This window comes from Aeromonas sp. EERV15 (assembly GCF_900079845.1).
GTDB classification, from domain to species: domain Bacteria; phylum Pseudomonadota; class Gammaproteobacteria; order Enterobacterales; family Aeromonadaceae; genus Aeromonas; species Aeromonas sobria.
This window is the reverse complement of the sequence record NZ_FKKY02000008.1, coordinates 123,356-149,519: the sequence shown is the minus strand read 5'-3', so window position 1 is coordinate 149,519 and position 26,164 is coordinate 123,356. Positions and strand designations below refer to the sequence as shown.

The 26,164-nt window shown below is 56.4% G+C and carries 27 protein-coding genes, 1 tRNA gene and 1 riboswitch; of the genes, 22 read left to right on the top strand and 6 right to left on the bottom strand.

What is annotated here, in order from left to right; genetic code table 11:
* Positions 1-53: 53 nt before the first annotated feature.
* From BN4575_RS09050 to BN4575_RS09035, 4 genes are all read left to right on the top strand, one after another.
* Positions 54-1,619: an AbgT family transporter gene (locus BN4575_RS09050; protein ID WP_068977939.1), complete on the top strand. Its 1,566-nt coding sequence runs from the start codon at positions 54-56 to the stop codon at positions 1,617-1,619.
* A 72-nt stretch (positions 1,620-1,691) separates the two neighbouring features.
* Positions 1,692-2,417: an oxygen-insensitive NADPH nitroreductase gene (gene nfsA / locus BN4575_RS09045; protein WP_068977938.1), complete on the top strand. Its 726-nt coding sequence runs from the start codon at positions 1,692-1,694 to the stop codon at positions 2,415-2,417.
* Positions 2,418-2,617: 200 nt separating this feature from the next.
* On the top strand, positions 2,618-3,382 hold the full coding sequence (locus tag BN4575_RS09040; protein WP_068977937.1) for a DNA repair protein: 765 nt from the start codon (positions 2,618-2,620) through the stop codon (positions 3,380-3,382).
* Complete coding sequence (locus tag BN4575_RS09035) at positions 3,376-3,930, top strand: VOC family protein (RefSeq protein ID WP_068977936.1); 555 nt, start codon at positions 3,376-3,378, stop codon at positions 3,928-3,930. Before BN4575_RS09040 ends, BN4575_RS09035 begins: the two co-directional genes overlap by 7 nt.
* Positions 3,931-4,097: 167 nt before the next feature.
* Here BN4575_RS09035 and BN4575_RS09030 read toward each other — a convergent pair whose 3' ends face one another.
* Positions 4,098-5,321, bottom strand: coding sequence for an MFS transporter (locus BN4575_RS09030; RefSeq protein ID WP_068977935.1), 1,224 nt, complete (start codon positions 5,319-5,321; stop codon positions 4,098-4,100).
* A 95-nt stretch (positions 5,322-5,416) separates the two neighbouring features.
* Between BN4575_RS09030 and BN4575_RS09025 the strand changes: the two genes are divergently transcribed.
* Positions 5,417-6,292, top strand: a complete 876-nt coding sequence (locus tag BN4575_RS09025) for a LysR family transcriptional regulator (RefSeq protein WP_068977934.1) — start codon at positions 5,417-5,419, stop codon at positions 6,290-6,292.
* A 63-nt stretch (positions 6,293-6,355) separates the two neighbouring features.
* Positions 6,356-7,312, top strand: coding sequence for a LysR substrate-binding domain-containing protein (locus BN4575_RS09020; RefSeq protein WP_068977933.1), 957 nt, complete (start codon positions 6,356-6,358; stop codon positions 7,310-7,312).
* Between the two features lie 81 nt (positions 7,313-7,393).
* On the opposite strand, the gene ribA is transcribed toward BN4575_RS09020, so the two are convergent.
* Positions 7,394-7,987: a GTP cyclohydrolase II gene (gene ribA, locus BN4575_RS09015; RefSeq protein ID WP_042019127.1), complete on the bottom strand. Its 594-nt coding sequence runs from the start codon at positions 7,985-7,987 to the stop codon at positions 7,394-7,396.
* A 249-nt stretch (positions 7,988-8,236) separates the two neighbouring features.
* Between ribA and cmk the strand changes: the two genes are divergently transcribed.
* The 6 genes from cmk to pyrF all read left to right on the top strand — a co-directional run bounded on the left by cmk (position 8,237) and on the right by pyrF (position 13,411).
* Positions 8,237-8,929, top strand: coding sequence for a (d)CMP kinase (gene cmk, locus BN4575_RS09010; protein WP_042019128.1), 693 nt, complete (start codon positions 8,237-8,239; stop codon positions 8,927-8,929).
* Between the two features lie 94 nt (positions 8,930-9,023).
* Positions 9,024-10,694: a 30S ribosomal protein S1 gene (gene rpsA / locus BN4575_RS09005; protein ID WP_042019129.1), complete on the top strand. Its 1,671-nt coding sequence runs from the start codon at positions 9,024-9,026 to the stop codon at positions 10,692-10,694.
* 93 nt (positions 10,695-10,787) lie between these two features.
* Positions 10,788-11,072: an integration host factor subunit beta gene (gene ihfB, locus BN4575_RS09000; protein WP_033136607.1), complete on the top strand. Its 285-nt coding sequence runs from the start codon at positions 10,788-10,790 to the stop codon at positions 11,070-11,072.
* Between the two features lie 158 nt (positions 11,073-11,230).
* A complete protein-coding gene (locus BN4575_RS08995; protein WP_068977932.1) occupies positions 11,231-11,515 on the top strand; it encodes a LapA family protein in 285 nt (94 codons plus the stop codon).
* A 9-nt stretch (positions 11,516-11,524) separates the two neighbouring features.
* The gene (gene lapB / locus BN4575_RS08990) at positions 11,525-12,691 is read left to right on the top strand and encodes a lipopolysaccharide assembly protein LapB (protein ID WP_068977931.1); all 1,167 of its coding nucleotides are present in this window, start codon (positions 11,525-11,527) and stop codon (positions 12,689-12,691) included.
* 18 nt (positions 12,692-12,709) lie between these two features.
* On the top strand, positions 12,710-13,411 hold the full coding sequence (gene pyrF / locus BN4575_RS08985; RefSeq protein WP_068977930.1) for an orotidine-5'-phosphate decarboxylase: 702 nt from the start codon (positions 12,710-12,712) through the stop codon (positions 13,409-13,411).
* On the opposite strand, the gene rrtA is transcribed toward pyrF, so the two are convergent.
* On the bottom strand, positions 13,386-13,979 hold the full coding sequence (rrtA, locus tag BN4575_RS08980) for a rhombosortase (RefSeq protein ID WP_176716424.1): 594 nt from the start codon (positions 13,977-13,979) through the stop codon (positions 13,386-13,388). The two genes, pyrF and rrtA, sit on opposite strands and share 26 nt — an antisense overlap.
* Here rrtA and BN4575_RS08975 point away from each other — a divergent pair.
* The 5 genes from BN4575_RS08975 (at position 13,978) to BN4575_RS08955 (ending at position 16,866) form a co-directional block, all read left to right on the top strand.
* Entirely contained in the window at positions 13,978-14,601 is a 624-nt protein-coding gene (locus BN4575_RS08975; RefSeq protein ID WP_042019133.1) for a tRNA-uridine aminocarboxypropyltransferase, read from the top strand. The genes rrtA and BN4575_RS08975 overlap by 2 nt on opposite strands.
* Before the next feature lie 20 nt (positions 14,602-14,621).
* Positions 14,622-15,329 carry a 7-cyano-7-deazaguanine synthase QueC gene (gene queC, locus BN4575_RS08970; protein ID WP_042019134.1) on the top strand — a complete coding sequence of 236 codons (708 nt, stop codon included), beginning with the start codon at positions 14,622-14,624 and terminating at the stop codon, positions 15,327-15,329.
* Positions 15,330-15,390: 61 nt separating this feature from the next.
* Positions 15,391-16,062, top strand: a complete 672-nt coding sequence (queE, locus tag BN4575_RS08965; RefSeq protein ID WP_068977929.1) for a 7-carboxy-7-deazaguanine synthase QueE — start codon at positions 15,391-15,393, stop codon at positions 16,060-16,062.
* A gap of 1 nt (position 16,063) precedes the next feature.
* Complete coding sequence (locus BN4575_RS08960; RefSeq protein ID WP_005337126.1) at positions 16,064-16,294, top strand: DUF3820 family protein; 231 nt, start codon at positions 16,064-16,066, stop codon at positions 16,292-16,294.
* The gene (locus BN4575_RS08955; RefSeq protein WP_068977928.1) at positions 16,291-16,866 is read left to right on the top strand and encodes a cob(I)yrinic acid a,c-diamide adenosyltransferase; all 576 of its coding nucleotides are present in this window, start codon (positions 16,291-16,293) and stop codon (positions 16,864-16,866) included. The genes BN4575_RS08960 and BN4575_RS08955 overlap by 4 nt, the downstream gene beginning before the upstream one ends.
* 69 nt (positions 16,867-16,935) lie before the next feature.
* Here the strand turns inward: BN4575_RS08955 and BN4575_RS08950 are convergent, their stop codons facing one another.
* On the bottom strand, positions 16,936-17,340 hold the full coding sequence (locus tag BN4575_RS08950) for an H-NS family histone-like protein (protein WP_068977927.1): 405 nt from the start codon (positions 17,338-17,340) through the stop codon (positions 16,936-16,938).
* A 304-nt stretch (positions 17,341-17,644) separates the two neighbouring features.
* Positions 17,645-17,816, top strand: a riboswitch (Lysine riboswitch).
* A gap of 87 nt (positions 17,817-17,903) precedes the next feature.
* Here BN4575_RS08950 and BN4575_RS08945 point away from each other — a divergent pair.
* Positions 17,904-19,484: a Na+/H+ antiporter NhaC family protein gene (locus tag BN4575_RS08945; RefSeq protein WP_042019138.1), complete on the top strand. Its 1,581-nt coding sequence runs from the start codon at positions 17,904-17,906 to the stop codon at positions 19,482-19,484.
* A 103-nt stretch (positions 19,485-19,587) separates the two neighbouring features.
* A complete protein-coding gene (locus BN4575_RS08940) occupies positions 19,588-20,169 on the top strand; it encodes a thymidine kinase (protein WP_042019140.1) in 582 nt (193 codons plus the stop codon).
* A 220-nt stretch (positions 20,170-20,389) separates the two neighbouring features.
* On the opposite strand, the gene BN4575_RS08935 is transcribed toward BN4575_RS08940, so the two are convergent.
* Entirely contained in the window at positions 20,390-22,075 is a 1,686-nt protein-coding gene (locus BN4575_RS08935; RefSeq protein ID WP_042019141.1) for an aspartate:alanine antiporter, read from the bottom strand.
* Between the two features lie 773 nt (positions 22,076-22,848).
* Positions 22,849-22,924, bottom strand: a tRNA-Asn gene (locus BN4575_RS08930).
* 136 nt (positions 22,925-23,060) lie between these two features.
* Here BN4575_RS08930 and uvrB point away from each other — a divergent pair.
* The 3 genes from uvrB to BN4575_RS08915 all read left to right on the top strand — a co-directional run bounded on the left by uvrB (position 23,061) and on the right by BN4575_RS08915 (position 26,102).
* Positions 23,061-25,073 (top strand): excinuclease ABC subunit UvrB, encoded by a 2,013-nt coding sequence (uvrB, locus tag BN4575_RS08925; protein WP_042019142.1) that lies wholly within the window; start codon positions 23,061-23,063, stop codon positions 25,071-25,073.
* Positions 25,070-25,327 (top strand): YkvA family protein, encoded by a 258-nt coding sequence (locus tag BN4575_RS08920; RefSeq protein WP_042019144.1) that lies wholly within the window; start codon positions 25,070-25,072, stop codon positions 25,325-25,327. The genes uvrB and BN4575_RS08920 overlap by 4 nt, the downstream gene beginning before the upstream one ends.
* 124 nt (positions 25,328-25,451) lie before the next feature.
* Positions 25,452-26,102 carry a DedA family protein gene (locus BN4575_RS08915; RefSeq protein ID WP_068977926.1) on the top strand — a complete coding sequence of 217 codons (651 nt, stop codon included), beginning with the start codon at positions 25,452-25,454 and terminating at the stop codon, positions 26,100-26,102.
* Positions 26,103-26,164 lie beyond the last annotated feature (62 nt).

Genomic DNA, 26,164 nt, shown 5'->3' with positions numbered 1-26,164 from the left:
GACTGGAATTGCTAGCATGCGACCTCGTTTCTAGGGAAAGGAGTATCGCAATAATGAGTCATGCTGCTGTCAATGACCGTCCGGCCAGCCCTCCCAAAGGTTGGCTGAACCGCTTCCTCAATGGCGTCGAGAAAGCCGGGAACAAATTACCCGACCCCGCCATGCTGTTCCTCTACGCCTTGCTGATCGTCTGGGTCGGTTCCTGGGTGTTGTCACAATTCCAGTTTGATCTGGTCAACCCCCGTACCGGGGAGGCAGTAGTGGTCAACAACCTGCTGACCGGTGCCGGTCTGGCCGAGTTTCTCTCTACCATGGTCACGACCTTTACCGGCTTTGCCCCGCTGGGGATCGTGCTGGTAGCCATGCTCGGGGTCGGGGTGGCCGAGCAGTCCGGTTTTATCAACACTGGCCTGAAAAAGCTGCTCAAAGTGACCCCTGCCCGTTTTCTCACACCCATGCTGATCCTGGTAGCGATCGTCAGCCATACCGCCGCAGATGCAGGTTATGTGCTGGTGATCCCCATCGGCGGCATCATCTTCCACGCGGCCGGGCGCCACCCATTGGCGGGGATTGCCGCCGCCTTTGCAGGTGTCTCCGGTGGTTTTGCCGCCAACTTTTTGCCCTCAGGCGGGGATGCGCTGCTGCAGGGCTTTACCCAGTCAGCCGCCCAGATCCTCGACCCTGAGTACATGGTCAACACCCTGTGCAACATCATCTTCACCGGTGCTTCTTCGCTGCTGATCATCTGCGTCGGCTGGTTTGTCACCGAGAAAGTGGTGGAGCCGCGTCTCAAGCATGTGGCGCTCAACGAGGATCTGGAAAGTGCCGACGAGATGGGCCGCTACAGCGCGCAAGAGAGCCGGGCGTTCAACTGGGCCGGGTTTGCCATGCTGGCGGCCATCGTGCTGCTGGCTATGGCCTTGTCGCCGGCTGATTCACCGCTGCGTGCTGCCGATGGTTCACTGACTACCTTTGCCGCTCCTGTGATGAAGTCCATTGTGCCGCTGATCTTCTTGCTCTTTATCCTGCCCGGGATTGTCTACGGCTTTGTCGCAGGCAGCTTCAAGAGTGGCAAGGATGTGATCGACGCCATGTCGGCCACCATGAACAAGATGGGCTCCTACATGGTGATGGCCTTCTTCTGCGCGCTCTTTATCAAGGCGTTTGGCGACTCCAATCTTGGCACCCTGTTGGCCCTCTCCGGCGCCGAAGTGCTCCATGCGCTGGCGCTGCCTGGTCAGGTCACCATCGTCGGGATGATCTTGCTTACCGCAGCCGTCAATCTGGTGGTAGGGTCGGCATCGGCCAAATGGGCGCTGATCAGCCCGATCCTGGTGCCCATGCTGATGGCGGTGGGGATCTCCCCCGAGCTGACCCAGGCGGCCTATCGGGTGGGGGATTCTGCCTCCAACATCATCACGCCGCTGATGGTCTTCTTTCCGCTGGTGGTGGTCTATTGCCAGCAGTATGTGAAGAGCACCGGGATCGGTACTTTGGTCTCCATGATGCTGCCTTACTCACTGGCCTTCCTGGTTAGCTGGACCATTTTCCTGCTGCTTTACTGGGCGCTGGGGTTCCCGCTCGGGTTGCAAGCCCCTTACGTTTATCCTGCCCCTTAAACAGGGTTATGCGAGGGAGCCTTGGGCTCTCTCGTTTTTTTCGCTATGGTGTGACCTCATTTTGGAGGTGCCATGAATCAGACCATCGATCTTATCCTTTCCCATCGCTCCATCCGTCAGTTCACTGCCGAGCCGATCGCCCCGCAGCAGCTGGATGCCATTCTCGCCGCGGCTCAGTCAGCCTCGACCTCGAGCTTCATGCAGGTGACCAGCATTGTGCGGGTGACCGAACCCGAGGTGCGTCAGCAGCTGGCCATGTTGGCTGGCAATCAACCCTATGTGGTGCAGGCGGCCGAGTTTCTGGTGTTCTGCGCCGATTACCATCGTCACAGCCAGATTGTGCCCGAGGCCCAGACCGGTTATGCGGAGCAACTGCTGATCGGTGCCATCGACGGGGCCCTGATGGCACAAAATGCCCTGCTGGCGGCGCAGTCGCTGGGGCTGGGAGGTGTCTATATCGGCGGCATTCGCAACAATCCGGCCGAGGTGAGCGAGCTGCTCGGCTTGCCCCATCGGGTGATCCCGCTGTTTGGCCTCTGTCTCGGTCATCCGGATCAACAACCAGAGCAGAAACCCCGTCTGCCCAAGGCGCTGGTGGTGCATCAGGATCGCTATCAACAGCAGCTGGATCGCGATCTGCTGGCCCGGTACGATCAGCAGATCGCGGACTACTATCAGGCGCGCAGTAACAACAATAAGCAGCAGACCTGGAGTGGCCAGATCCGCACAATTTTAAGTAAAGAGTCCCGCCCTTTCATGATGGGCTTTTTGCAATCGCGGGGCTATAACCTCAAGTAATGGCGCTGATGGGCGATACTATGGGGAAGTGGCCACCATGATCATTGCCTGCCCGAGCTTCCTACCTTGGGATGAGATCGGAGGTATAGCCTGGTGACAAATAGTGGAATCGTGGGCAAGGGGGGATCTGCAGGCTACCTTAAGTGGGTAAGCTGTTGTAGGATCACGCAATTGGATTGGGACAGGGGTTTGGACATCCTATGATTTTAACTTTGGTATTGCTGTCTATCGGCGCACTCCTGTTTTTGGTTATCGCCTATAACGTGGTACAGCAATATAAACAGAAAGCAGAATCGGAAAAGCGCCATGCTATCGCCAAACACAAGACAATGGCGGATGAGACCGAAGAGGTGCTGCTGAACGTCAACTTGGTGCCTTTTTCCAAGAATATGGTGCTGTTGTTGCAACACCGGATCCTCGACTCCTATCGTGCGATTGCGCAGGTAACGCCCAACAACCAGATCAAACAGCGCATTGCCGATGTGCAAATTCAGATCAAGAACGTACAGGAAAACTACAGTCCTCATGATGAAGGGCATTTCAAAACCCCTGAGTCTGATCGCCAAGCGATCCAGATGCTGCAACTGGTCAAAAAGTTGCGTGCCCTGCTGCGGGTAGAGCACAACAAGGGGAAAATAGATCCTCAGGGTTTTGCCCAAGAGGAACGCCGGCTCGAGCTGATGCAGCTCAAAATCAATATCTCCAATTTGATTAAGCGGGCGATGGATGCGCAGATCCAGGGCCAATTTGGTACCTGTCGCCAACTCTATACCAAGGGACTCGCTGCCATCAGCAATGTCGGCGACAAAGATCCGTATCTGGTCGCCCGAGAAGAGGATATGCGGCAGGGTCTCAAGGCGCTTGATGAGCAACAGCAACAGAACAGCGCGCAGGATCTGCAGAATATCAAGGATAAGGAAACCGACGAGCTCGATGTCCTGTTTCAACCCAAGAAGAAATGGTAAGTATGTCTCATTCACTCGATTCCACACTGGGGCCAATGGCCCCATTTGTTTCTCAGCTGTTGGCCGAACTGGCCGCCAGTGGCGTCACTATTCCCCAGCCAACGGTCGATCACCTCTGTTATCGGGCGGCCACCTTGCAGGAGTATCGCGCGCTATGCGCTGTACTGGCCGAGGCGGGCACCTTGCTGGTGGAGGGGATGATCGGCGGTCGTCCCATCGTCACCTATCAGCTGCATCAGCCGGTGCAGGTTGGCGAGGTGCAGGTGCCCTGTATCGAACTGGCTGCGCCGAAACCGGGTCGCGTCCATCAGGTCGGGCTTGAGCATATCGAGCTGGTGGTTGCCTCGCTCCCTGCACTTGTGGCGCGCTATCCCGAGCTGCCGTTCAAAACCGGCAATATGCAAGATACCCGCAATCCTGATATCGGCCTGATGTTGCCATCCGGCCAGATCAAGTTTCACCTGCGCCCGCTGGCTGAGGTGATCGCCGAAGAGGTGGCGACCGACGCTGTGGTTGCGGTGCCTGCGGATTATTTTGAGCAGGATTGATTGTGCATACAATGCATCGCGCGAGCCTGACAGGCTCTTGAAGTCCGCAGCAAAAGGGGTCACAAGTGTGACCCCTTTTGCTATCTGGCTGTGCGTTTTGCTATCTGGCTGCGCTGGACCACGAGATGGTTATCGGGTCGTGGGTGACCCTGTTTGCGCTGATCCCGTTACCCGTGCCGGTGGGGTTGCTGGGCTGGCAGCGGCGATTCGTTTCGCTGCTTGAGGCGGCCTAGCCAGAGGCTCAAGCCCGCCGTCAGGATGAGGACCAGCTCAATCCCCATGACCAATCCGCCAAGCTGGCCTTGTTCCCAGAACGGGTGCAAGTAAAGCCCCCCCAGACTGGCCCCCAGATAGTAGGCCACCAGATAGAGGGAGGAGGCGAGGGCCCGGTGGTGTTCGACATGCTGACCGACCCAGGCACTGGCGCAGGCGTGTGCCAGGAAAAAGCCGAAGCTGGAGACAAGCAAGCCACTCAGGATCCCGGGCAGACTACCCAGCAGCAGCCACAGAGTGCCGATCGCCATCAGTGCGATCCCGACTAGCAGCATACGTTGTGCCCCCCAGCGGTTGGCAAAGCGACCGCTCAGGGAGGAGGCAACCGTCCCCGAGAGATAGGTAAGAAACAGCATGCCGAGCCACTGGGTAGGCAGGGAGAAGGGGGGCTTGGCCAGCAGGAAGGTGAGGTAGCTGAACTGGTTCAGAAACACCATGAAGTTGAGGCCGCCAATCAGATAGGCCCCAACCAGCAACGGGTTGGTCAGGTGTTGCTGCAAGGCGCGGGCAAATTGGCCGCGAATAGGGGCGCTCGCTACAAAGCGGGCCTGATGGGGCAGTAGCCAAAAGACCAACGGCAGCAGCAAGAGACTGATAACACCAATCCCCAGAAAGGTGTGCTGCCAGTCGCCAAACCAGCCCGCCAGCAGGCCGCCCACCACCCGACCGGCAATACCACCGAGGGAGTTGGCGGCAATATAGACCCCCACCGCCGAGAGCAGTGCCCGTTTGCTGAACTCTTCCCCCATGTAGGCGATGGCGGTGGCTGGCAGCCCAGCCAGCAGCGCCCCCTGTACAATCCGCAGCAATAGCAGAGAGCCAAACTGTTCAACCAGCGGGATCAGCAGTGAGAGCAGGATCGCCAGGGTCAGCGTGCCCAGCATGACCTGTCGACGGCCATGGCGATCCGCCAGTCTGGCGCAGATCAGCAGGGAGGCGGCGAGGCCTGAGGTGCATCCGGCCAGGGTCCAGCTGGCCGAGAGGGCGTTGACCGAGAAGACCTCGGCAATCAGGGGTAACAGGGGGTGAGTCTGGTAGAGGTTCAGAAACACCAGAAAAGATCCCAGGCTGAGGGCCAGGGTTGCGCGTATCCATTCGCGACTTCCGACTTCAATCATTGCGTATTGTCCTGACTGCTTTTGGTCAGGGTAGAGCCCTTGTTGTTATAAATATAATATATTTAAGTTATCTATCTCATAAGATGAATTGATACATGGATCTGAAACAGCTCACCTATCTGCTGGCGGTCCGGGATGCCGGCTCGTTTACCAAGGCTGCCAACAGTCTGCATGTGGCACAACCGGCCATCAGCATGGCTATCGCTAAACTGGAGCAGCAGCTCGAATTGCGGCTGTTTGATCGGCAGGACCGGGCGGTGCGGCTGACCCCGGAGGGGGAGGTGCTCTGTCGCCATGCCGAGCGCCTGTTGTTGCAGATGCATCAGGCCGAGGCCGAGATGGCCGAACTCAAGGGGTTGGAGCGGGGGGAGGTGCGGATCGGGATCCCCTATATGATGGGCTCCTACTATTTTCCCCCTCGCCTGATGGCCTTCAAGCATCGCTACCCCGGCCTCAAGATCCGGGTCGAAGAGGCCGGCACCCGCGAGTTACTCAGCCGAATGGTGGATGGCTCCCTCGATCTGGCCATTCTCATCACCAGTGATCTGCCGCCCGCCATCGAGGGGGCACATCTGCTGAGTGAAGAGATGCTGATGGTGGTGGGGGAAGATCACCCCTTGCGCGGCGAACCGGCCGTGACCCTCTCGCAGTTTTTTGCTCAGGAGCTGGCGCTGTTTCGCCGTGGTTTCTACCACCGGGAGCATATGGAGGCGCTGGCACAGGGCCTTGGCGTCGAGCCCGACATCGCTTTTGAGAGCAATCTGATCCCTCTGCTCAAGGCGGTGGTGCGGCAAGGTTTTGCGGTGACCACTTTCTTGCGGATGGTGCTGGAAGAGGAGCCGGATCTGAGTGGTGTGTCCTTCGACCCGCCCATCTACCTCGATCTTTGCGTGGCATGGCGGCGTGGCGATCCGCTCTCCATGGCCAATCGTGCCTTGCGCGATTTTCTACTCAAAGATCGTCCAGCCTGATGGCGGCGGGCCATTGCTGAAAGTTTGTTACTATTAAGGGTGGGTTCGCTTGAGGGCTACACCATGAAACTGCAGCAATTGCGCTATATCGTCGAGGTAGCCAACCACAGGCTGAATCTGTCGGCCACCGCCGAGAGTCTCTATACCTCCCAACCCGGGATCAGCAAACAGGTGCGGATGCTGGAGGATGAGCTGGGGATCCAGATCTTCGAGCGCAGCGGCAAACACCTGACCCAGATCACCCCCATCGGTCGGGATGTGATCAAAGTGGCTGCCGAGGTGCTGGACAAGGTCGCCACCATCAAGGTGATGGCCAAGCAACATGTGCATCCGGAGCAGGGAACCCTCACCATTGCGGCCACTCATCTGCAGGCTCGCTATATTCTGCCTGCCATTCTCAAGGGCTTCATGACCCGCTTTCCCAAAGTTGCCGTAACTGTGATGCAGGGGAGTGTGGTGCAGTGCCGTACAGCAGTGCTTGATGGCGTTGCCAATCTGTTACTTGCCGATGATCTGCAAGAGGGGAGCGATCTGCTGATGCTCCCCTGTTTTCAGTGGCAACGGGGCTTGGTGCTGCCAAAGGATCATCCGTTGGCCAAAGCGACATCGCTGACCCCTGCCGAGCTGGTCGAGTTTGCGCTGGTGACCGATGGAAGGGCGCTCTCTGCCGCTCATGGCACCGATTGCGCCCATGCCGAGAGCCGGATCGCCTGTAGCGCGAGTGACAGCGATGTGCTCAAGACCTATGTCAGACAAGGGATGGGCATTGGTGTCATGGCAACCTTTGCCTGGGAGCCCCAGCGCGATGGCGATCTGGTGCTCAAAGCTGTGCCCTGGCTACCTGGTGGCGTGGCTGCTATCGGTCTGCGCAGAGGGGCCTTTTTGTGCGGCTATCTGTACGAACTGATTGAACGTCTCGCGCCGCAATTGGCCCGAGCGCAGGTCGAGCAATGCTGCGCCGCCCGCATTGGCGAAGAGTTTGATGCACTGCTGGCCAATCTGACTGTGCCACAGCGATAGCCTTGGTCTGTGTGCGGTCGTCATAAGAAAAACGCCTCCCAACGGGAGGCGTTTGACTATCTCCTATTCGTCAATGCAGTCTCACTTCTTCAGCATGTGATCCAGCTTGTTGGCCTTGGTCGACAGATAGAACTCGTTGTGGGGATTGCGCCCTTCCTGCAGCGGTACCCGTTCGGCGACTGGAATGCCGAAGGATTCCATCGCCTTCATCTTGCGTGGGTTGTTGGTCATCAAGCGTAGGGATTTCACCTCGAGCTGCTTGAGCATATCGGCGCAGATGGTGTAATCGCGCATATCGGCGGCAAAGCCGAGGGCCACGTTGGCCTCGACCGTGTCGGCCCCCTGATCCTGCAGGTGATAAGCGCGGATCTTGTTGAGCAAGCCGATGCCACGGCCCTCTTGACGCACATATAACAAGACACCACGGCCTGCCTTGGCAATATTTTCCATGGCGGCTTGCAACTGGAATCCGCAGTCGCAACGCAGACTGAACAGGGCGTCACCGGTCAGACATTCAGAGTGGATACGACCCAACACAGGGTCATCGCCGGTAACGTCGCCCATCACCAGTGCGGCGTGATCCTTGCCTGTGCCGGTTTCCTGAAAACCTACCAGCGTGAAGGTGCCCCAGGGGGTTGGCAATTTGGATTTGGCCACGAGGGTAACGCTGCTCATAGGTTGCTCCTTACTACTCACTGCTCAAAAAAGGGGGGCCAGTTTAACGTGCCTTGTCGGGAACAACCATAAGAACAAGTCCCTGCATTGCTTACTGAAATTTCCAAACGTGATACTGGACTGCCACGAAGTGGCGCTTTTCAGTCTTTGTGCCGATTGATGACTGCCAGGCACATCACATTCGGGTATAATCGGCGCCCATTAACCCACCCCTCCGGGATGGGAGCAACACAGTGCAGGAGAGAAATTATGCCTCAGATGGCCCCCGTAATGACAATTGATGGCCCGAGTGGTGCAGGTAAAGGCACCTTGTGTCAGCTGCTTGCTGAAAAGCTGGGTTGGCACTTGCTGGATTCCGGCGCCATCTATCGGGTGTTATCCCTGGCCGCTCTGCATCACGACGTGGCGTTGGATAGTGAAGCCTCCCTGGTGCCGCTGGCCGCCAATCTGGATGTCCAATTTCAGGTGGAAGGCGATGCCGTGAAGGTGATCCTGGAAGGGGAGGATGTGTCACGCACCATTCGTACCGAAGAGGTGGGTAATGCCGCCAGTAAAATCGCTGCTTTCCCCCGGGTGCGTGAAGCGTTACTACGTCGTCAACGGGCATTTCGTCAAGCTCCGGGTCTGATTGCCGACGGTCGAGACATGGGCACCGTGGTTTTTCCAGAAGCTGAAGTGAAGATTTTCCTCGATGCCAGCGCTGAAGAACGGGCCCAGCGCCGCTATAAGCAGTTGCAAGATAAGGGCTTTGATGTTAACTTTGAGCGTCTTTTAACCGAGATTCGGGAACGTGACGACCGCGATAGAAATCGCGCCGTAGCGCCCCTTAAAGCGGCAGAAGATGCTCTGGTGGTGGATTCTACCGCCATGAGCATAGAGGAAGTGCTGGCAACAGTACTTGCCTATGCAGAGCAACAACTTGGTGATGCCAGCGCAAGCTGACATCCGGTCGTCTGCACCATGGATGGCGCAGATTATTTAAAACAGCCCCGCTTGTGCCGGATTGCAAGTGGATGTTTCATTTGTGACATAAACAATGATCGAATCTTTTGCTCAACTCTTTGAAGAGTCCCTGAACTCCGTTGAAACCCGTCAAGGTTCCATCGTCAAGGGTACTGTCGTTGCTATCGAAAATGGTTTTGTACTGGTTGACGCCGGTCTGAAATCCGAGTCTGCCATCCCGGCTGAAGAATTCAAGAACGCCCTGGGCGAGCTGGAAATCAGCGTGGGTGACACTGTTGACGTAGCTCTGGACTCTATCGAAGATGGTTTCGGCGAAACCAAGCTGTCCCGTGAAAAAGCCAAGCGCCACGAAGCCTGGCTGCAGCTTGAGAAGGCTTACGAAGAGCAAGCTACCGTTATCGGTATCATCAACGGCAAGGTCAAGGGTGGTTTCACCGTTGAACTGAATGGCATCCGTGCCTTCCTGCCGGGTTCTCTGGTTGACGTGCGTCCGATCCGTGACACCGCTCACCTGGAAAACAAAGAACTCGAGTTCAAAGTCATCAAGCTGGACCAGAAGCGCAACAACGTTGTTGTTTCCCGTCGTGCTGTGATCGAGACCGAGAACACCTCCGAGCGCGAAAGCCTGCTGGCTAACCTGCAAGAAGGTCAAGAAGTTAAGGGTATCGTTAAGAACCTGACCGACTACGGTGCATTCGTAGATCTGGGCGGTGTTGACGGCCTGCTGCACATCACTGACATGGCGTGGAAGCGCGTTAAGCATCCTTCCGAAATCGTCAACGTTGGCGACGAGATTGCTGTCAAGGTTCTGAAGTTTGACCGCGAGCGTACCCGTGTATCCCTGGGTCTGAAGCAGCTGGGCGAAGATCCCTGGGTTGCTATCGCCAAGCGTTACCCGGAGACCACTCGTCTGTCTGGCCGCGTGACCAACCTGACCGACTACGGCTGCTTCGTTGAAATCGAAGAAGGCGTTGAAGGCCTGGTACACGTATCCGAGATGGATTGGACCAACAAGAACATCCACCCGTCCAAAGTTGTTAACGTTGGCGACGTGGTTGACGTGATGGTTCTGGACATCGACGAAGAGCGTCGTCGTATCTCCCTGGGTCTGAAGCAGTGCAAATCTAACCCATGGCAGCTGTTTGCCGAAACTCACGCTAAAGGCGACCGTGTTTCTGGCAAGATCAAGTCCATCACTGACTTCGGTATCTTCATCGGTCTGGATGGCGGCATCGACGGCCTGGTTCACCTGTCTGACATCTCCTGGAACAACCAGGGCGAAGAAGCCGTGCGTGAATTCAAGAAAGGCGACGAGATCGAAGCCGTTGTTCTGCAAGTGGATCCGGAGCGTGAGCGCATCTCCCTGGGTGTCAAGCAGATCGAAGAAGACCCATTCAACAAGTACCTGGCTGATAACAAGAAAGGTGCTATCGTGAAGGGTAAGGTTACCGAGGTTGATGCCAAAGGTGCCGTTATCGAACTGGCTGACGGCGTAGAAGGCTACCTGCGTGCCTCCGACGCTGCTCGTGACCGTGTAGAAGACGCCACTCTGGTGTTGTCTGTTGGTGACGAAGTTGAAGCTCGTTTCATGGGTGTTGATCGTAAGAACCGCACTGTAAGCCTGTCTGTCCGTGCTAAGGACGAGGCTGATGAGCGTGTTGCTATCGATAGCCTGAACCAACAAGAAGAAGTTGTGTTCAGCAATGCTATGATGGAAGCATTCAAAGCCGCCAAGGGTGAGTAATCCTTGATGCATAAAAAGGGCGGCATTGCGCCGCCCTTTTTTATCTTGGCATAAATGAATATTGCATGTGATCGGGGAAGGAGATTTAACGTTATGACCAAATCAGATCTCATCGAACAACTGGCATCCAGCCGCATGCATATGCCGGCCAAGGATGTCGAAGCCGCCATCAAGGAAATCCTTGAACAGATGGCGTCGACCTTGCAAAACGGCGACCGGATTGAAATCCGTGGATTTGGCAGTTTTTCACTGCATTATCGTGCGCCCCGAGTGGGACGTAACCCCAAGACTGGGGACAAGGTTGAACTGACCGGGAAATATGTTCCGCACTTCAAGCCTGGTAAAGAGTTGCGCGAGCGCGTCAACATCATCGAATAATGTAGAAATGGGCATACCTGAGGTATGCCTTTTTTGTTTTTGGCATGGATTCCTGTGCCAATCGTCTTGTTTCTGAAACTCTTTTCCCATTCACGCTAGAGTCTGCCTGCGATTTTAAGGATAATCAGCCTCTCATTAGATACTGACAGGGAGCTCTTATGAAGCGTATCTTGGCACTCATTCCGTTGGTGCTGGCATTCATTCTGACGCTGGCACTGGGTTCACAAAATGGCCAGCTGGTTCAGTTCAATTACCTGATCGCTCAGGGTGAGTTCTCACTTGCCATGTTGTTGGGCTTCTTTTTCGCTGGCGGTTTTTTGCTGGGCTGGCTGGTATTTGGCCTGCTGTTCCTGCGCCTGAAGATGCAAAACCGCACCCTCAACCGCACCATGCGTCGTCAATCCCGCGAGTTGGAGCTGGCCCGTTTACCGGGTAAGGAATAATGTTCCTCCATGCTTGAACTGCTTTTCCTGCTATTACCCATTGCTGCCGGCTATGGCTGGTACATGGGCCGCAGGAGTGTTCGCCAGGACACCCAGAAACAGAGTAACGAGTTTTCCCGCCAGTATGTGGCGGGCCTCAACTATTTGCTGTCCGATGAATCCGACAAGGCGGTGGATCTCTTTATCCAGTTGCTTGAGGTGGACAGTGAAACCATCGAAACCCACCTCTCTCTTGGCAATCTGTTTCGCCAGCGGGGGGAGGTCGATCGCGCCATCAAGATCCACCAGAACCTGGTGACCCGCCAACTGACCCGTGAACAGCGTCAGCTTGCCCTGCAGGAGCTTGCCCGCGATTTTCTGGCAGCAGGTTTGCTGGACAGGGCAGAAGCGCTCTGGAACGAACTGTGTGATGACAGCGATTTCGAAGAGACGGCGCTGGCGCAGCTACTGATCATCCATCAGCAGTTGCGGGATTGGGACAAGGCTATTGATACTGCAGTCCGGCTGCAAAAATTCCAGGGCAAGAAACTCGCAGCCCCCATCTCCCACTTCTATTGCGAACAGGCCGAGATTGCCTTGCGTGAGGGCAATACTGGCGAGGGGCTGGCCAGGTTGAATCGAGCGCTCAGCATCAACCCCGCCTGTGCCCGCGCCAGTTTGCGCTTGGCTGACCACGCCATGGCCCAGGGGGAGTATGAGCAGGCAGGTAAACAATTACTGCGGGTGTTTGAGCAGGATATCGATTTTGCATCCGAGGCGATGCCCAAGCTACTGGAATGCTATCAGCAACTGGGCCGCACGCCAGCCTTGATCCCGCTGCTTGAAAAGGCGGTGGAAGATCACGCCGGTGTCAGCGTGACCCTCGCCCTTGCCAAGCTGGTTGAAGAGCGTGATGGCCTGAGCCAGGCCCGTTCACTGGTGCTGCGTCAACTGCGTCGTCATCCCTCGATGAAAGGTTTTTACCAGTTGGTGGGTTTTCAGCTGGCCAGTGCGGAGGAGGGGCCTGCCAAGGAGAGTCTCGAACTGCTGCAACAGCTGGTTGGCGCGCAGATCAAAATCAAGTCAACCCACAAGTGTCGGCAGTGCGGCTTTGCCACTCACTCGCTGTTCTGGCAGTGCCCGTCTTGTCGTCAGTGGGGTTCCATCAAGCCGATCCGTGGTCTGGACGGTGAATAACAAGCAATAGGATGTGAGATGCAAGATCCCAAAGTACTGGTAGCGCTGGATTATCAGCACGAGGCAGATGCCTTAGCGTTCGTTGAACGTATCTCTCCGGCCCAGTGCCGTCTCAAGGTAGGCAAGGAGATGTTTACCCTGTTTGGCCCACAGTTCGTACGTCAGCTGGTGGCCAAGGGATTCGATGTCTTTCTGGATCTGAAGTTTCACGATATTCCCAATACCGTTGCCAAAGCCGTGGCAGCCAGTGCCGAGCTTGGTGTCTGGATGGTCAACGTGCATGCCAGTGGTGGTGAGCGGATGATGCGTGCCGCCAAAGAGGCGCTGCTGCCTTATGGCGACAAGGCGCCCCTGCTTATCGGTGTAACCGTGCTGACCAGCATGGAGCAGTCCGACATGATCCCCCTTGGTCTGGATGTGAGCCCGGCCGAGCAGGTGATCCGGCTGGCTACCTTGACCAAAGCATCCGGTCTGGATGGGGTGGTCTGCTCTGCCAACGAGGCCCATGAGCTGAAAGCCTTGCTGGGCGCAGATTTCAAGCTGGTAACCCCGGGCATTCGCCCGACCGGTTCGGCTGCGGGTGATCAGCGCCGGGTGATGACACCCAAAGCGGCGGTCGAAGCGGGTGCCGATTATCTGGTTATCGGTCGCCCCATTACTCAGGCTACCGATCCGGCCGCCATGCTGGCCAGTATCAATGCCGAGCTGGCTGGTGCGTAACAGGCTCACTCAGTGATACACGGTGCAGGCCAAGCAACAGGCCTGCACCTGCCCCGATAAGATGAGATCCGATGTGTACCCTTGCATTGATCAGGGTGGCGATCGGGCTATCTCCTGCGTTGTAGAAGTCCATCACCAGCTTGAGCCCCATCCCCGCTAGCAGCAGCCAGCCCGACGTACGGCGTCCGTGGCGGATATCCTGCATCGCCCCCCAGACAAACAAGCCATGCAGCGAGCCGGATAGCCCCATGTACCACTGGGTCTGCGGGCACCACCACCAGATCCCCAAGCCCACTGCCAGCCAGAGCAGCAACATCAGCAGCGGCAGGCGAGCCCGGCCCAGGTAGTCGCGAAACAGGCTATAGAGGATGGCGAGGCCACCCAGATTGAGCAGCAGGTGCCACAGATTGGTATGGGCCAGATTGCCTGTTATGATCCGCCACCCTTCGCCTTCGGCGATCAAGGGCCGATCGAAGGAGAGCTGAAGATTGGGAACGGTAAAGAAGAGTAGCAAGCTGGTGAGAGAGAGCGTGATAACCCAGAGCAATCCAGATTTGTCTGACAACATGAAACAGCCCAACGACAAGAACAGTCGATACTGTACACGTTGCACCCGAGCCCTCAAAGCCTGCCTGTGCGATTATATTGTGGCGGTTGACAATCACACGCCCCTCTACATCTTGCAGCACCCCAACGAGGTGGCACATCCCAAGGGCACTGCGGCGCTGCTGGCGGCCTCTTTGCTGCAGTGCGAGATCCATGTGGGGGAGGACTTTTCCCGCGATGAGTGGCTCAACGCACTGCTCACAGACACTTCCCGTCGCTGCTATCTACTCTGGCCGGATGAGGATGCCATTTCGCTGACCGATCTTCGCCAACAGCGGGAGAGTGAACCCTCCGACGCGGCGTCCGTCGCCTTTATTTTGCTCGATGGCACCTGGCGCAAAGCCTATCGCATGTTGCAGAGCAACCCGGCACTGGCCCGCTTGCCCCGCATCGGCATTGGCGCCATTGCCGGTCAATATGCCATTCGCAAGAAACCCTTTCCCGATGCCCTCTCTACCATAGAGGCGGGCTATCACCTCTTGTCCCGGTGGGAGGGGAGGCCGGAGCGCTATGCGCCCTTGCTGACCCTGTTCAACCGGTTGAATACCCAGTGGCAGGACTTTGCCGAAGGCCGCCGCTCGTGACATTTCAAGGAGTTATCAAGATGAAAAAAGCAGTCGTGGTTTTCAGTGGCGGTCAGGACAGCACCACCTGTCTGGTGCAGGCATTGGCGCAGTATGACGAAGTGCACGCCATCACCTTTGACTATGGCCAGCGTCATAGGGAAGAGATCGACACCGCGCGCCGTCTGGGCAGTGCGCTGGGGATCGCCGCCCACAAGGTGATGGATGTGACGCTGCTCAATGAGCTGGCGGTCTCTGCCCTGACCCGTGACGACATTCCGGTCAGCTGCGAGCTGCAGGATAATGGCCTGCCCAATACCTTCGTGCCGGGTCGCAATATTCTGTTCCTGACCCTGGCCTCCATCTATGCCTATCAGGTCGGCGCCGAAGCGGTGATCACCGGGGTGTGCGAGACCGATTTCTCCGGCTATCCCGATTGCCGTGACGAGTTCGTCAAGGCCCTTAACCAAGCGGTCTCGCTGGGGCTGGGTCGCGGCATCCGTTTTGAAACCCCCTTGATGTGGCTCGACAAGGCCGAGACCTGGGCGCTGGCGGATCACTATGGTCACCTCGACACGGTGCGCCAACAGACCCTGACCTGCTACAACGGCATTGCCGGTGACGGTTGCGGCACTTGTCCGGCTTGCGAGCTGCGCAGTCGCGGTCTGAACAACTATCTGGCTGACAAGGCGGGCATCATGACCAGGCTGTTTGAAAAAACCGGGCTGGGTGAGAAAAGCGCAGAGTGAGCCTGCGTCTTGCCGTGGCTTGGGGTATAATCCGCGACTTTTGCAACAAGCCGTGATCGAGATGCACTACCCAATCAACGAGATTTTCCAGACCATCCAGGGGGAGGGCATCTTTACCGGCCTGCCCGCCATCTTTGTTCGCCTGCAGGGTTGCCCGGTGGGCTGCCCCTGGTGCGATACCCGTCATACCTGGGTTGTTGATCCGACTCGTGAAGTGGGTAAAGAGGCAGTGCTGGATCGCTCCAACGAATCCGATTGCTGGAGCAAACTCAGCACCGTGCAGATCATAGCCAGCTTTAGCGATCTGGGTTATCAGGCGCGCCATGTGGTGATCACCGGTGGCGAGCCCTGCCTCTACGATCTGCACGACCTCTCGTCAGCGCTGTTGGCGGCGGGTTATCAGGTGCAGATTGAAACCAGTGGCACTAGCGAGATCAAGACCCATGAGCAGACCTGGGTCACTGTCTCTCCCAAGATTGGCATGAAAGGGGGACTGCCTGTGCTGGTCTCGGCGCTGGAGCGGGCCAACGAGATCAAGCATCCGGTGGCAACCGAGCACCATATTGAAGAGTTGGATGCGCTGCTGGCGACCGCGGCCCTGCGTCCGGATGTGGTGATTGCCTTGCAGCCGATTAGCCAGAAACCACGGGCCACCCAATTGGCGATGGAAACCTGTATCGCCCGTAATTGGCGACTCTCAATCCAGACTCATAAATATCTGGATATCGATTAATATGGATTGGCTATCCGACGAACAGGTGCTACTGACCCTGACCAACAAGATGCCTTACGGAAAATATCAGGGGCGGCGTATCATCGATATTCCCGAGCCCTATCTGGTGTGGATGGCACGCAGCGGTTTTCCGGCGGGTAAATTGGGCCAGACCCTGGCGTTGGCTTACGAGATCAAACTCAATGGACTCGAGTCCATGATTATTCCCATTATTAACAGGATGTCGGTATGAGAATATATACGAGGCAGGGTGACAAGGGCATGACTCGGCTGGCCGATGGCATCCAGCTGGCCAAGGACCATTTGCGGGTCGAAACCTACGGTTATATCGATGAACTCAACTCCCATATCGGCCTGCTGATTTGTGACGTGCCGTCGCAAGAGGCCGGTTTATTGGCTGACTTGCAGTTGCTGCAACAGGAGTTGTTTGATCTGGGGGGCGAGCTGGCATTCTCCAGTGCTGCCCAGAATCCATCTATTTGGCAAGTCAATGCCGCCTGGACCACTCGCCTTGAACAGCAGATCGATCGTTATAGCGAGCCATTGCCACCGCTGCGTCAATTTATATTGCCCGGTGGTTCCCGCGCGGCGGCGCAGGCTCATGTGGTGCGTACCCTGGTACGGCATTGCGAGCGCTTGCTGCTGACATTGAGTCATGCAGAGTGCGTCAATCCCGAGGTCTTGCCCTATCTGAACCGGATGAGTGACTGGTTCTTTACCGTTGCCCGCTATCTCATCTGTGTGGCGGGGGAGCGTGAAGTCGTGTGGGTCAAGGCCGCAGATCGCCAGCAAACGGCTATCTGATATTTCACGTTTAATCGCCAATAAAAAACCTCGCCAAGGCGAGGTTTTTTATTGGCAAAGCAAGTGGGGTCAGATAGAAAAATCTTCCAGTGATTTACCTGCTGCCACGGCGCTGGCAATTGCCGAAGGCATACGACCCTGGCCGGTCCAGGTTTTTTCTACGCCATTATCCTGATAGCGATATTTGGCTGGACGTGGCGCGCGCTTGGCTTTCTCTGATTTGCCGGGAGCGGTAGCGACAACGTTAACCAATTCTGCCGGATCAATACCAGCCGCTTTCAGCATTTCGCTGTATTCGTTAATCTTACGCTGATGCTCTTCGCGTGCCTGACGCCCAGCGGATTCATCCTGCTGACGTTCTGCGACGATAGCAGAAAGTTTTTCCAGTCCTTCTTCCAGTTGCTCCAGAGAAAGTTCGCGGCAGGTTGCACGCAGACTGCGGATATTAAGCAGTACCTTAAAAAATTCATTCATACAATTTACCACGCCGAGTCAGAGGGGAATATAGATATCCTCCTGATTCTTGCGTGGCAATTTAAATAAGTCAAGAAGTGCAAAATATTATATCGAGGAGGAGTCACTTGCCGTGGATATACCATACGCAGGAATTTATGTATGAGGCTTGGATACCTATGAAACCATAATAGATGAAAATAGCGCCAAAACTGGGATTGTTGCATCATTTGACTACCATCTCCCTGTGTTGATGTTTTTATCATGAACATTTAATCAAAAAACTTGCTATAAGCTGCCATGTCGATAGAATGATCGGCGAATACCTTTAAGTAGAGGCGCGCTGCCTATGAGTATTTGTGCGGAGGGTGATGCCTGGGATGCACAAGGAAAGGAGTCAGCGCCGAAGTGGCCAGGCCATCATACCGGGCTGCTGGTTCTGCACCTAACAGATGCAGGACTGCCATAGTCATCCACTATGGAGCGCTACCTGAAGGGGCTGAGGAGTATAACCTCCCCATAGGTTTTGTTTCTTTAGATCCTCTCGGTAGATCTCCACCTGTCTTTTTAGGTGCAAAGAGATCATGGACATTAGTCATTTTGCCGACTCCGGTTGGTCAGTTCTTCCCCCTTTGTTAGCTGTCGCCCTGGCGATCACCACCCGCCGTGTATTGCTGTCCCTTGGCGTCGGTATCGTGACCGGCAGCCTGCTGCTCAATCAGTTTTCCCCTCTCGACTCCCTGCATTACATGTTGAATACCGTGCTCAAGATCTTCTGGGTCGACGGTGCGCTCAATCGTGACAACGTCAACATGCTTCTGTTCATGCTGCTGCTGGGCGGGCTCATCAGTTTGATGAGCGTGTCGGGTGCCACCCGTGCTTTTGCCGAGTGGGCCGAGCGCCGTGCCAAGACCCGCAAGGGGGCCAAAGCGCTCACCGGCATGATGGTGTTTGCCTTCTTTATCGACGACTTCTTCCACAGTCTGTCGGTGGGGGCCATCTGCCGTCCGGTGACTGACCGCTTCCAGATCTCCCGTGCCAAGCTGGCCTATCTGCTGGATTCGACCGCCGCGCCTGTCTGTGTGTTGATGCCCATCTCCTCCTGGGGTGCTTATATCATCGCCCTGGTTGGCGGCATCCTGGCGGCGCATGGCCTGACGGATCAGAGCCCCATCGCGGCGTTTGTCGAGATGATCCCGATGAACCTTTACGCCGTCTTCACCCTGATCATGGTGTTGGTGGTGATCGCGTTTCAGCTTGATATCGGCCCGATGCGTCAGCACGAAGCCTGGGCACTGGAAGGCAAGCTGTGGGATGAGTCCAAGGGGCGCCCCATCGGTCTGGACATGGAGAGCCCGGAAGAGAGCAATGGCGGCATGATTGACATGGTGTTGCCGATCTTGACCCTGACCTTGGCGACCGTCTACTTCATGATTGACTCCGGTGCTGCTGTATTGAGCGAGAAGGGGCTGCCGTTCAGCGTGCTTGGCTCGTTCGAAAACACCAACGTCGGCTCTTCGCTGGTGTATGGCGCGCTGTGCAGTCTGGTGGTCTCCATCGGTTTGGCGATGCGTCTCAAGCTGGGTGCCAAGAACTGGATGAAGGCTGCGCCGCAAGGGGTCATGGCCATGCTGCCGGCGATCAATATCTTGCTGTTCGCCTGGACCATCGGTGCCGTGGTGCGTGATGTGGAGACCGGCAAATACCTGGCTTCGCTCGCCAATGGTAATCTGCCGGTCGAAGTGCTGCCCGCGGTGGTCTTTGTCCTCTCTTGTGCTATGGCGTTTGCCACCGGTACCAGCTGGGGCACCTTTGGCATCATGTTGCCGCTGGCCGGTGACATGGCTGCCGCCAGTGACATCAGCCTGATGCTGCCGATGCTGGCCGCTGTATTGGCGGGCTCAGTGTTCGGGGATCACAGCTCGCCCATCTCCAGCACCAGTATCCTGTCGGCCACCGGTGCCGGTTGCCATCATATCGATCACGTGATGACCCAGTTGCCTTATGCGCTGGCCATTGCGTTCGGTGCTGCCATCGGTTATCTGGCCATGGGCATGATGCACTCGGTGCTGGCCGGTTTTAGCGTGAGCGCACTTTGGTTTGTGGTGTTTACCACTTATCATCTGCGGAAAGCGAAAACCCATGCCGTCCTGGCAACTGCATAACGCACATAAAATACACTTTACGCGCAGGGGCCTACGGGCCCCTTGGTTTTGTCAGGGGCTTTGGTTAGCATGCGCCCCATAAATTCAGTTTCGGAACAGTATCATGGCTTCACTGCACTACAAATTTGCCACCATGAATTCAGGCAAATCCACCCAGCTTATTCAGGCGCACTTCAACTATCTGGAGCGGGGCATGCACCCGCTGGCGATGACACCGGCCATTGATGACCGTTTTGGCGTCGGGGTGATCAGTGCCCGGGTTGGTCTTGAGCTGAAAGTGGATGTATTTAGCGATAGCTGCGATCTGTTTGAAATGGTGAAGGTGCGTCATGCAGAGAAAGCCATCGATGTCTTTATCGTCGATGAGGCCCAGTTCCTGACCCGTGAGCAGGTTTACCAGCTGGCGCGCATCGTCGATGAGCAGGATATTCCGGTGATGGCCTATGGCCTCAAGACCGATTTTCGGGGCGAGCTGTTCCCGGGCTCCTACCATCTGCTCTGTCTGGCCGACAAGTTCGAAGAGTTGAAAAGCATCTGCTGGTGCGGCAACAAGGCCCACATGAACTCGCGGGTGAGCGAAGCGGGTCAGGTGATGCGTGATGGTGAACAGGTGGAGATTGGCGGCAACGATCGCTATGTGTCGCTGTGCCGCAAACACTATCTGGAAGGGCGGGCTTACAAGTAGTTAGAAAGTGAGAGAGCCACAGTTAATCAGCAATCTGTGGTATTGAGGCTTGCTGGTGATGGGGTGAAGCGACGTGCCCCTGATGCAGACTTGAAGGGGATGGTGCTGTTCAGATCACCGAGCCTTAATGGGTTCCATTCAAGCAGTATCAATTTAGGGAATTAGCAAAAAGGGGAGCCTGGCTCCCCTTTTTGCATATGGATGATCAGATGACGGCTGGCTAGAACCAAAAACCGATGATAAAGGAGCCTGCCAGGGTCAGCATCACGTTGGCCACCGCATAGGTGCCCGCGTAGCCAAGGGCTGGAATAGAGCTGTTGGCCGCCTCATTGACCACATCCATCGCCGGGGCACAGGTACGGGCGCCGGTAATGGCCCCGAGCAGCAGAGCCGGGTTCATCTTCAATACCCAGACTCCAAACAGGTAGCCAACCAGTACCGGCAAGGTGGTCACCAGCATGCCAGAGAACAGCACCACCATACCTACCTCACTGAGGTGATCCAGGATGCCGCCACCGGCTTTGAGGCCGGTACTCACCATAAACACCGCAAGACCGAGATCCTTGGCCAAGCGCAGCGCGCCTGGCGGCACATAGCCGACCGTCGGGTGGTTGGCACGCAGATAGCCCATCAGGATCCCCGCCAACAGCAAGCCGACGGCGTTACCCAGCCCAAACTCAAGCTGGCCAAACACCAGTGAGACGGAGCCGATCAGCAGGCCCAGCACAAAGAAAGTGGTGAAGGCCACCAGATCGGTGGTTTGGCTGTGGATGCTGATAAAGCCGATCTTGTTGGCCAGCAGTTTGACCCGCTGTTTCTCGCCGCTGATCTGCAACACGTCGCCTTTTTGCAGCATGATGTTGCGATCGAACGGCATCTCGATCTGGGAGCGCACCACCCGGTTGAGGAAGCACCCTTTCTCGGTGAGGTTGAGCTCCACCAGATGACGGCCCACCACAGAGTCGTTCTTTACCACGATCTCTTCGGTGACGATCTGCAGGTCAAGCAGATTGCGATCAAACACCTCTTTACCGTTGCGGTAGTTGACGTCCAGCTTCTCGTGGCTTTCGGGATACCCCACCAGTGCAATCTCGTCCCCTTCCTGAATAACTGCATCCCCATCGGGACTGGCCAGAATGCCGTTACGGCGGATCCGTTCGACATAGCAGCCGGTGTGCGGGTAGATGCTGGTTTCGCGCAAGGTTCGGCCACCGATCCAGGCTGCCAGCTCGGGACCTACCCGATAGGCGCGGATGATAGGCAGATAGGTCTTGCGGTTGTCACTATCAGAGAGCCCTCGCTCACGGGCAATTTTCTGGGCTTCGGTATTGAGATCAAGCCGTGCCAGAGAGGGCAGGTAGCGCACCACCAGCATCAAGCCCACCAGTCCCACCAGATAGGTCAGTGCATAACCGATACCCATATTATCGAGTACTGCCTGCATATCAGTCTGATGGGGCAGATTGAGCAGGCCGCTGCGCAGCGCATCCTGGGCACCCACCAGCGCCGGGGTGGAGGTGAGGGAACCCGCCAGGATCCCCGCTGCCATACCCGGCCCCAGGTTGAAGAACTTGGCCAGCCCCACCGTCAGTAGCAGGGCGGTCAGCAAGATCACCAGGGTCAGGGTGATGTAGTGGATGCCATCGCGCAGGAAAACACTGAAAAAATGCGGTCCAGCCTCTATCCCCACGCAGAAGATAAACAGCATAAAACCGACGTTTTCGGTGGTGGCGGTAAACTCGAAGCCCATCTGGCCAAACAGCAAGGCCGTAAACAGCACGCCAATGGTGTTACCAATCTGGAAGTTGCCAAGCCGTACTTTGCCAAGCAGCAGGCCAAAGGCCAATACCACGAACAGCAGCAGGGAGTCACTTTGATGTAGCAGTGTCACGAAATCTATGGTCATGCCCGGGAAAACCGAGAGAAAAGTGGGGTCGATATTGTGCCGGAACTATCGTCAATAAAGAAGCGCAAGCCACCGATTAATCGGGAGTTATCAGACACTATTTCACCGGCAAGAAGTTTGACAGTAAAGCGGATGGTTGAAAGTTAGTGTTTATTGCTGAGAGTCGGGCTGTCAATTAGTGAAATCTGCTGATGACCCGCGATCATCACGGGGGGAGGGGGGCCACTTTAGATTGTGCTGCTCTAACGTACCTCTCGACTCTGTCTCAGCAGATTCAACCAGGGGCACAGGCTGCTGGTGATGGACGAAAGTGGTGCCGTTGTTACCCGATCGTTGATGCACCAAGGTCTGGCGAAAAGAGATCGGAGTAAAGGGTCAAAAGAGCCCTGTAGCAGAGGGCCATGAGTGCGTTGGCAAAACAGCATAAAATCAGGTTGATAGGTGAAAAGTACCCCGGCAGGGTGGGATTACTGGCAATCCCGCGTCCTGACAGGGATTGCTGCAGTTACCCACAGAATCTGTGGATAACCCTGTTAATGAATCTTGCGCATTGACCGGAAAGCCGCGCCAGTACTGGGATGCAAGTACTGTTCAAAAAATACCGCATTAAAAAAGTTGGTATAAAAATCATATAGTTAGATGCGACGGCAGAAAACACTGTCGCGCATGGATGGGTAACAAAAGAGGAAGCCTGCAGCAAGAGGGGACTTGTGCATTAAAATCGGAAGGAGAGGCTACTAAAGTGGATAACTTGCACCGAGATGGTGAGGAATTGGCTCCCCCGACTGGACTTGAACCAGTGACATACGGATTAACAGTCCGCCGTTCTACCGACTGAACTACGGGGGAACATCAGGCAAGGAGGAGCACTATACAGAAGCAGTCTGAGGGGGTCAAGCCATTCTCTGCAGGAGAAGCGCGCCAGTGTACCGGTGCCAATCCCTCGGTTACACTGCGCTTCTGCGGTTTTGTGTCGGGAGTGTTCATGAGCAAATTGTTCAAACTAGTCAGCCAGTTTCAACCTGCCGGCGATCAGCCAGCGGCAATCAGCCAGCTGCTCGATGGCATCGAGTCCGGCCTTGCCCAGCAGACCCTGCTCGGGGTGACGGGCTCTGGCAAGACGTTCACTATCGCCAACGTGATTGCCACCCTGAATCGCCCCACCATGATCATGGCCCCCAACAAAACCCTGGCAGCCCAGCTTTATGGCGAGATGAAGGAGTTCTTCCCCGACAATGCGGTGGAGTATTTCGTCTCCTACTACGACTACTACCAGCCTGAAGCCTATGTGCCAACCACCGACACCTTTATAGAAAAGGATGCCTCGATCAACGATCACATCGAACAGATGCGGTTGTCGGCCACCAAGGCGCTGCTGGAGCGGCGCGACGTGATCATCGTCGCCTCGGTCTCTGCCATTTATGGTTTGGGGGATCCTCAAGCCTACCTCAGCATGATGTTGCATCTGAAAGTCGGTGATGTGATCAATCAGCGGGATATCCTGCGTCGTCTCGCCGAGCTGCAATACACCCGTAATGATATGGCCTTTCAGCGCGGTACCTTCCGGGTGCGCGGGGAGGTGATCGACATCTATCCCGCCGAATCAGACAAATTGGCCTTGCGGGTGGAGCTGTTTGACGAGGAGATAGAGCGGCTCTCCCAGTTTGATCCACTAACCGGTGCCATCGAGCAGACGGTGGTGCGTTACACCATCTATCCCAAGACCCACTATGCGACCCCGCGCGAAACCATTCTCGGTGCCATCGAGCATATCAAGGAGGAGTTGCGAGGGCGGCGTGAGCAGCTGTTTTCACTGAACAAGCTGGTAGAGGAGCAGCGGATCAGCCAGCGTACCCAGTTCGACATGGAGATGATGCAGGAGCTGGGTTACTGCTCCGGCATCGAGAACTACAGTCGCTATCTCTCCGGTCGTGCGCCGGGGGAGCCGCCCCCCACCCTGTTTGACTACCTGCCGGGAGATGGCCTGCTGATCATCGACGAATCCCACGTCACTGTGCCGCAGATCGGCGCCATGTTCAAAGGAGACAGATCCCGCAAGGAGACCCTGGTGGAGTACGGCTTCCGGCTTCCCTCGGCGCTGGACAACCGCCCCCTCAAGTTTGACGAGTTTGAAGCGCTGATGCCGCAGACGGTGTTTGTCTCAGCCACCCCGGGCCCTTACGAGCTGGAGAAATCTGGCGGCGATCTGGTGCAGCAGGTAGTGCGCCCCACCGGCCTGCTCGATCCCGAAATCGAGGTGCGGCCGGTGACCACCCAGGTGGACGATCTGCTCTCCGAGATCCGCAAGCGGGTGGCCGTGACTGAGCGGGTGCTGGTGACCACCCTGACCAAGCGGATGGCGGAGGATTTGACCGAATATCTGGCAGAACATGATGTCCGGGTGCGTTACCTTCACTCGGATATCGATACGGTGGAGCGGGTGGAGATCATCCGCGATCTGCGCCTTGGCAAGTTCGATGTGCTGGTGGGGATCAACCTGCTGCGGGAAGGTCTCGACATGCCGGAGGTGTCGCTGGTAGCGATTCTGGATGCGGATAAAGAGGGCTTCCTGCGCTCTACTCGCTCGCTGATCCAGACCATAGGCCGGGCGGCGCGCAACCTCAACGGTCGGGTCATTCTCTATGGGGATACCATCACCAACTCGATGCGGGTTGCCATCGAGGAGACTGATCGCCGCCGCGCCGTGCAGCATGAACATAACCTCAAGCACGGCATCACCCCTAAAGGGCTCAACAAGTCGGTGGGGGATGTGATGGACATCGGGAGCAGCCGCACTGCCGGCAAAGCGGGTCGCGGCGCTCGTAAGGCAGCTGAACCACAAGGGGAGTACCATGCCCGTTCGGTCAGCGAGATTGCCAAAGAGATCAAGCGGATGGAGGAGCAGATGTTCCAGCATGCACGGGATCTGGAGTTCGAACAGGCCGCCGCGCTGCGGGATCAGATCCAGCGGTTGCGTGGCGAGTTGATCGCATCATGAGTGCGAAACGCTGGCTGGTCTGGCAACGCCTGCGCCGTCTCTATCGGGGCTTTCGTCATCCGGCCACCCCCTGGTGGGCCAAAGGGCTGGTCATCCTTATCCTGCTTTATGGCATCAGTCCGGTGGATCTGATCCCCGATGTGGTGCCCCTGCTGGGCTGGCTTGATGACATGACCTTATTGTTGGTGTTGCTGTGGGGCTGGGAGCGTTGTCTGCCAGAACAGGTCAGAAAGGGGTTGCAGCAGGGTGAATGACCTGGTGATGCAAGGCATTTATTGAGTCTGCCTGCTCGTTGATTAAAAAGCCCGCAAACAGGTGATTGTGACCCGGATTGCATTGGCGTAGACTCCACGCCGTTCACTTTATGAGTATGGAAAAATGGATCTAATCCTGTTTGCTATCGATTTTATTCTGCACGTTGACGTGCATTTGAGAGAACTGTTCGAGAACTATGGCGTGTGGGTTTACGCCATCCTGTTTCTGATCATCTTCTGTGAGACCGGGCTGGTGGTGACGCCATTTTTGCCCGGTGATTCTCTGCTGTTTGCTGCCGGAGCGCTGACCGTGGGCAGTGTGCTTGATGTGCATACCTTGGCGGGCGTGCTGATCGTGGCTGCCGTGCTGGGCAACGTGGTCAACTACACCATCGGCCACTTCTTCGGTGAGCAGCTGTTTCGCAACCCTGATTCAAAAATCTTCCGTCGCGACTATCTGGACAAGACTCACGCCTTCTATGCCAAGCATGGCGGCAAGACCATCATCATCACCCGTTTTCTGCCCATAGTGCGTACCTTTGCACCGTTCGTGGCGGGGATGGGGGCCATGACCTATCAGCGTTTCCTGACGTTCAATCTGGTCGGCGGTCTGCTGTGGGTGTTGTCGTTTGTCTACGCGGGCCACTTCTTCGGTAACCTGCCAGTGGTGCGTCACAACTTTACCCTGCTGATCTTCGGCATTATCGCTATCTCGCTGTTGCCTATGGTGTTTGGCATGGTCAAAGCCAGGATGAGTGCCGCCAGGGCGGGCTGAGCGGTTGATGGATAAGGGATAAAAACGGAAGCCATGATGGCTAATGCCAGTCAGTTAAGCCT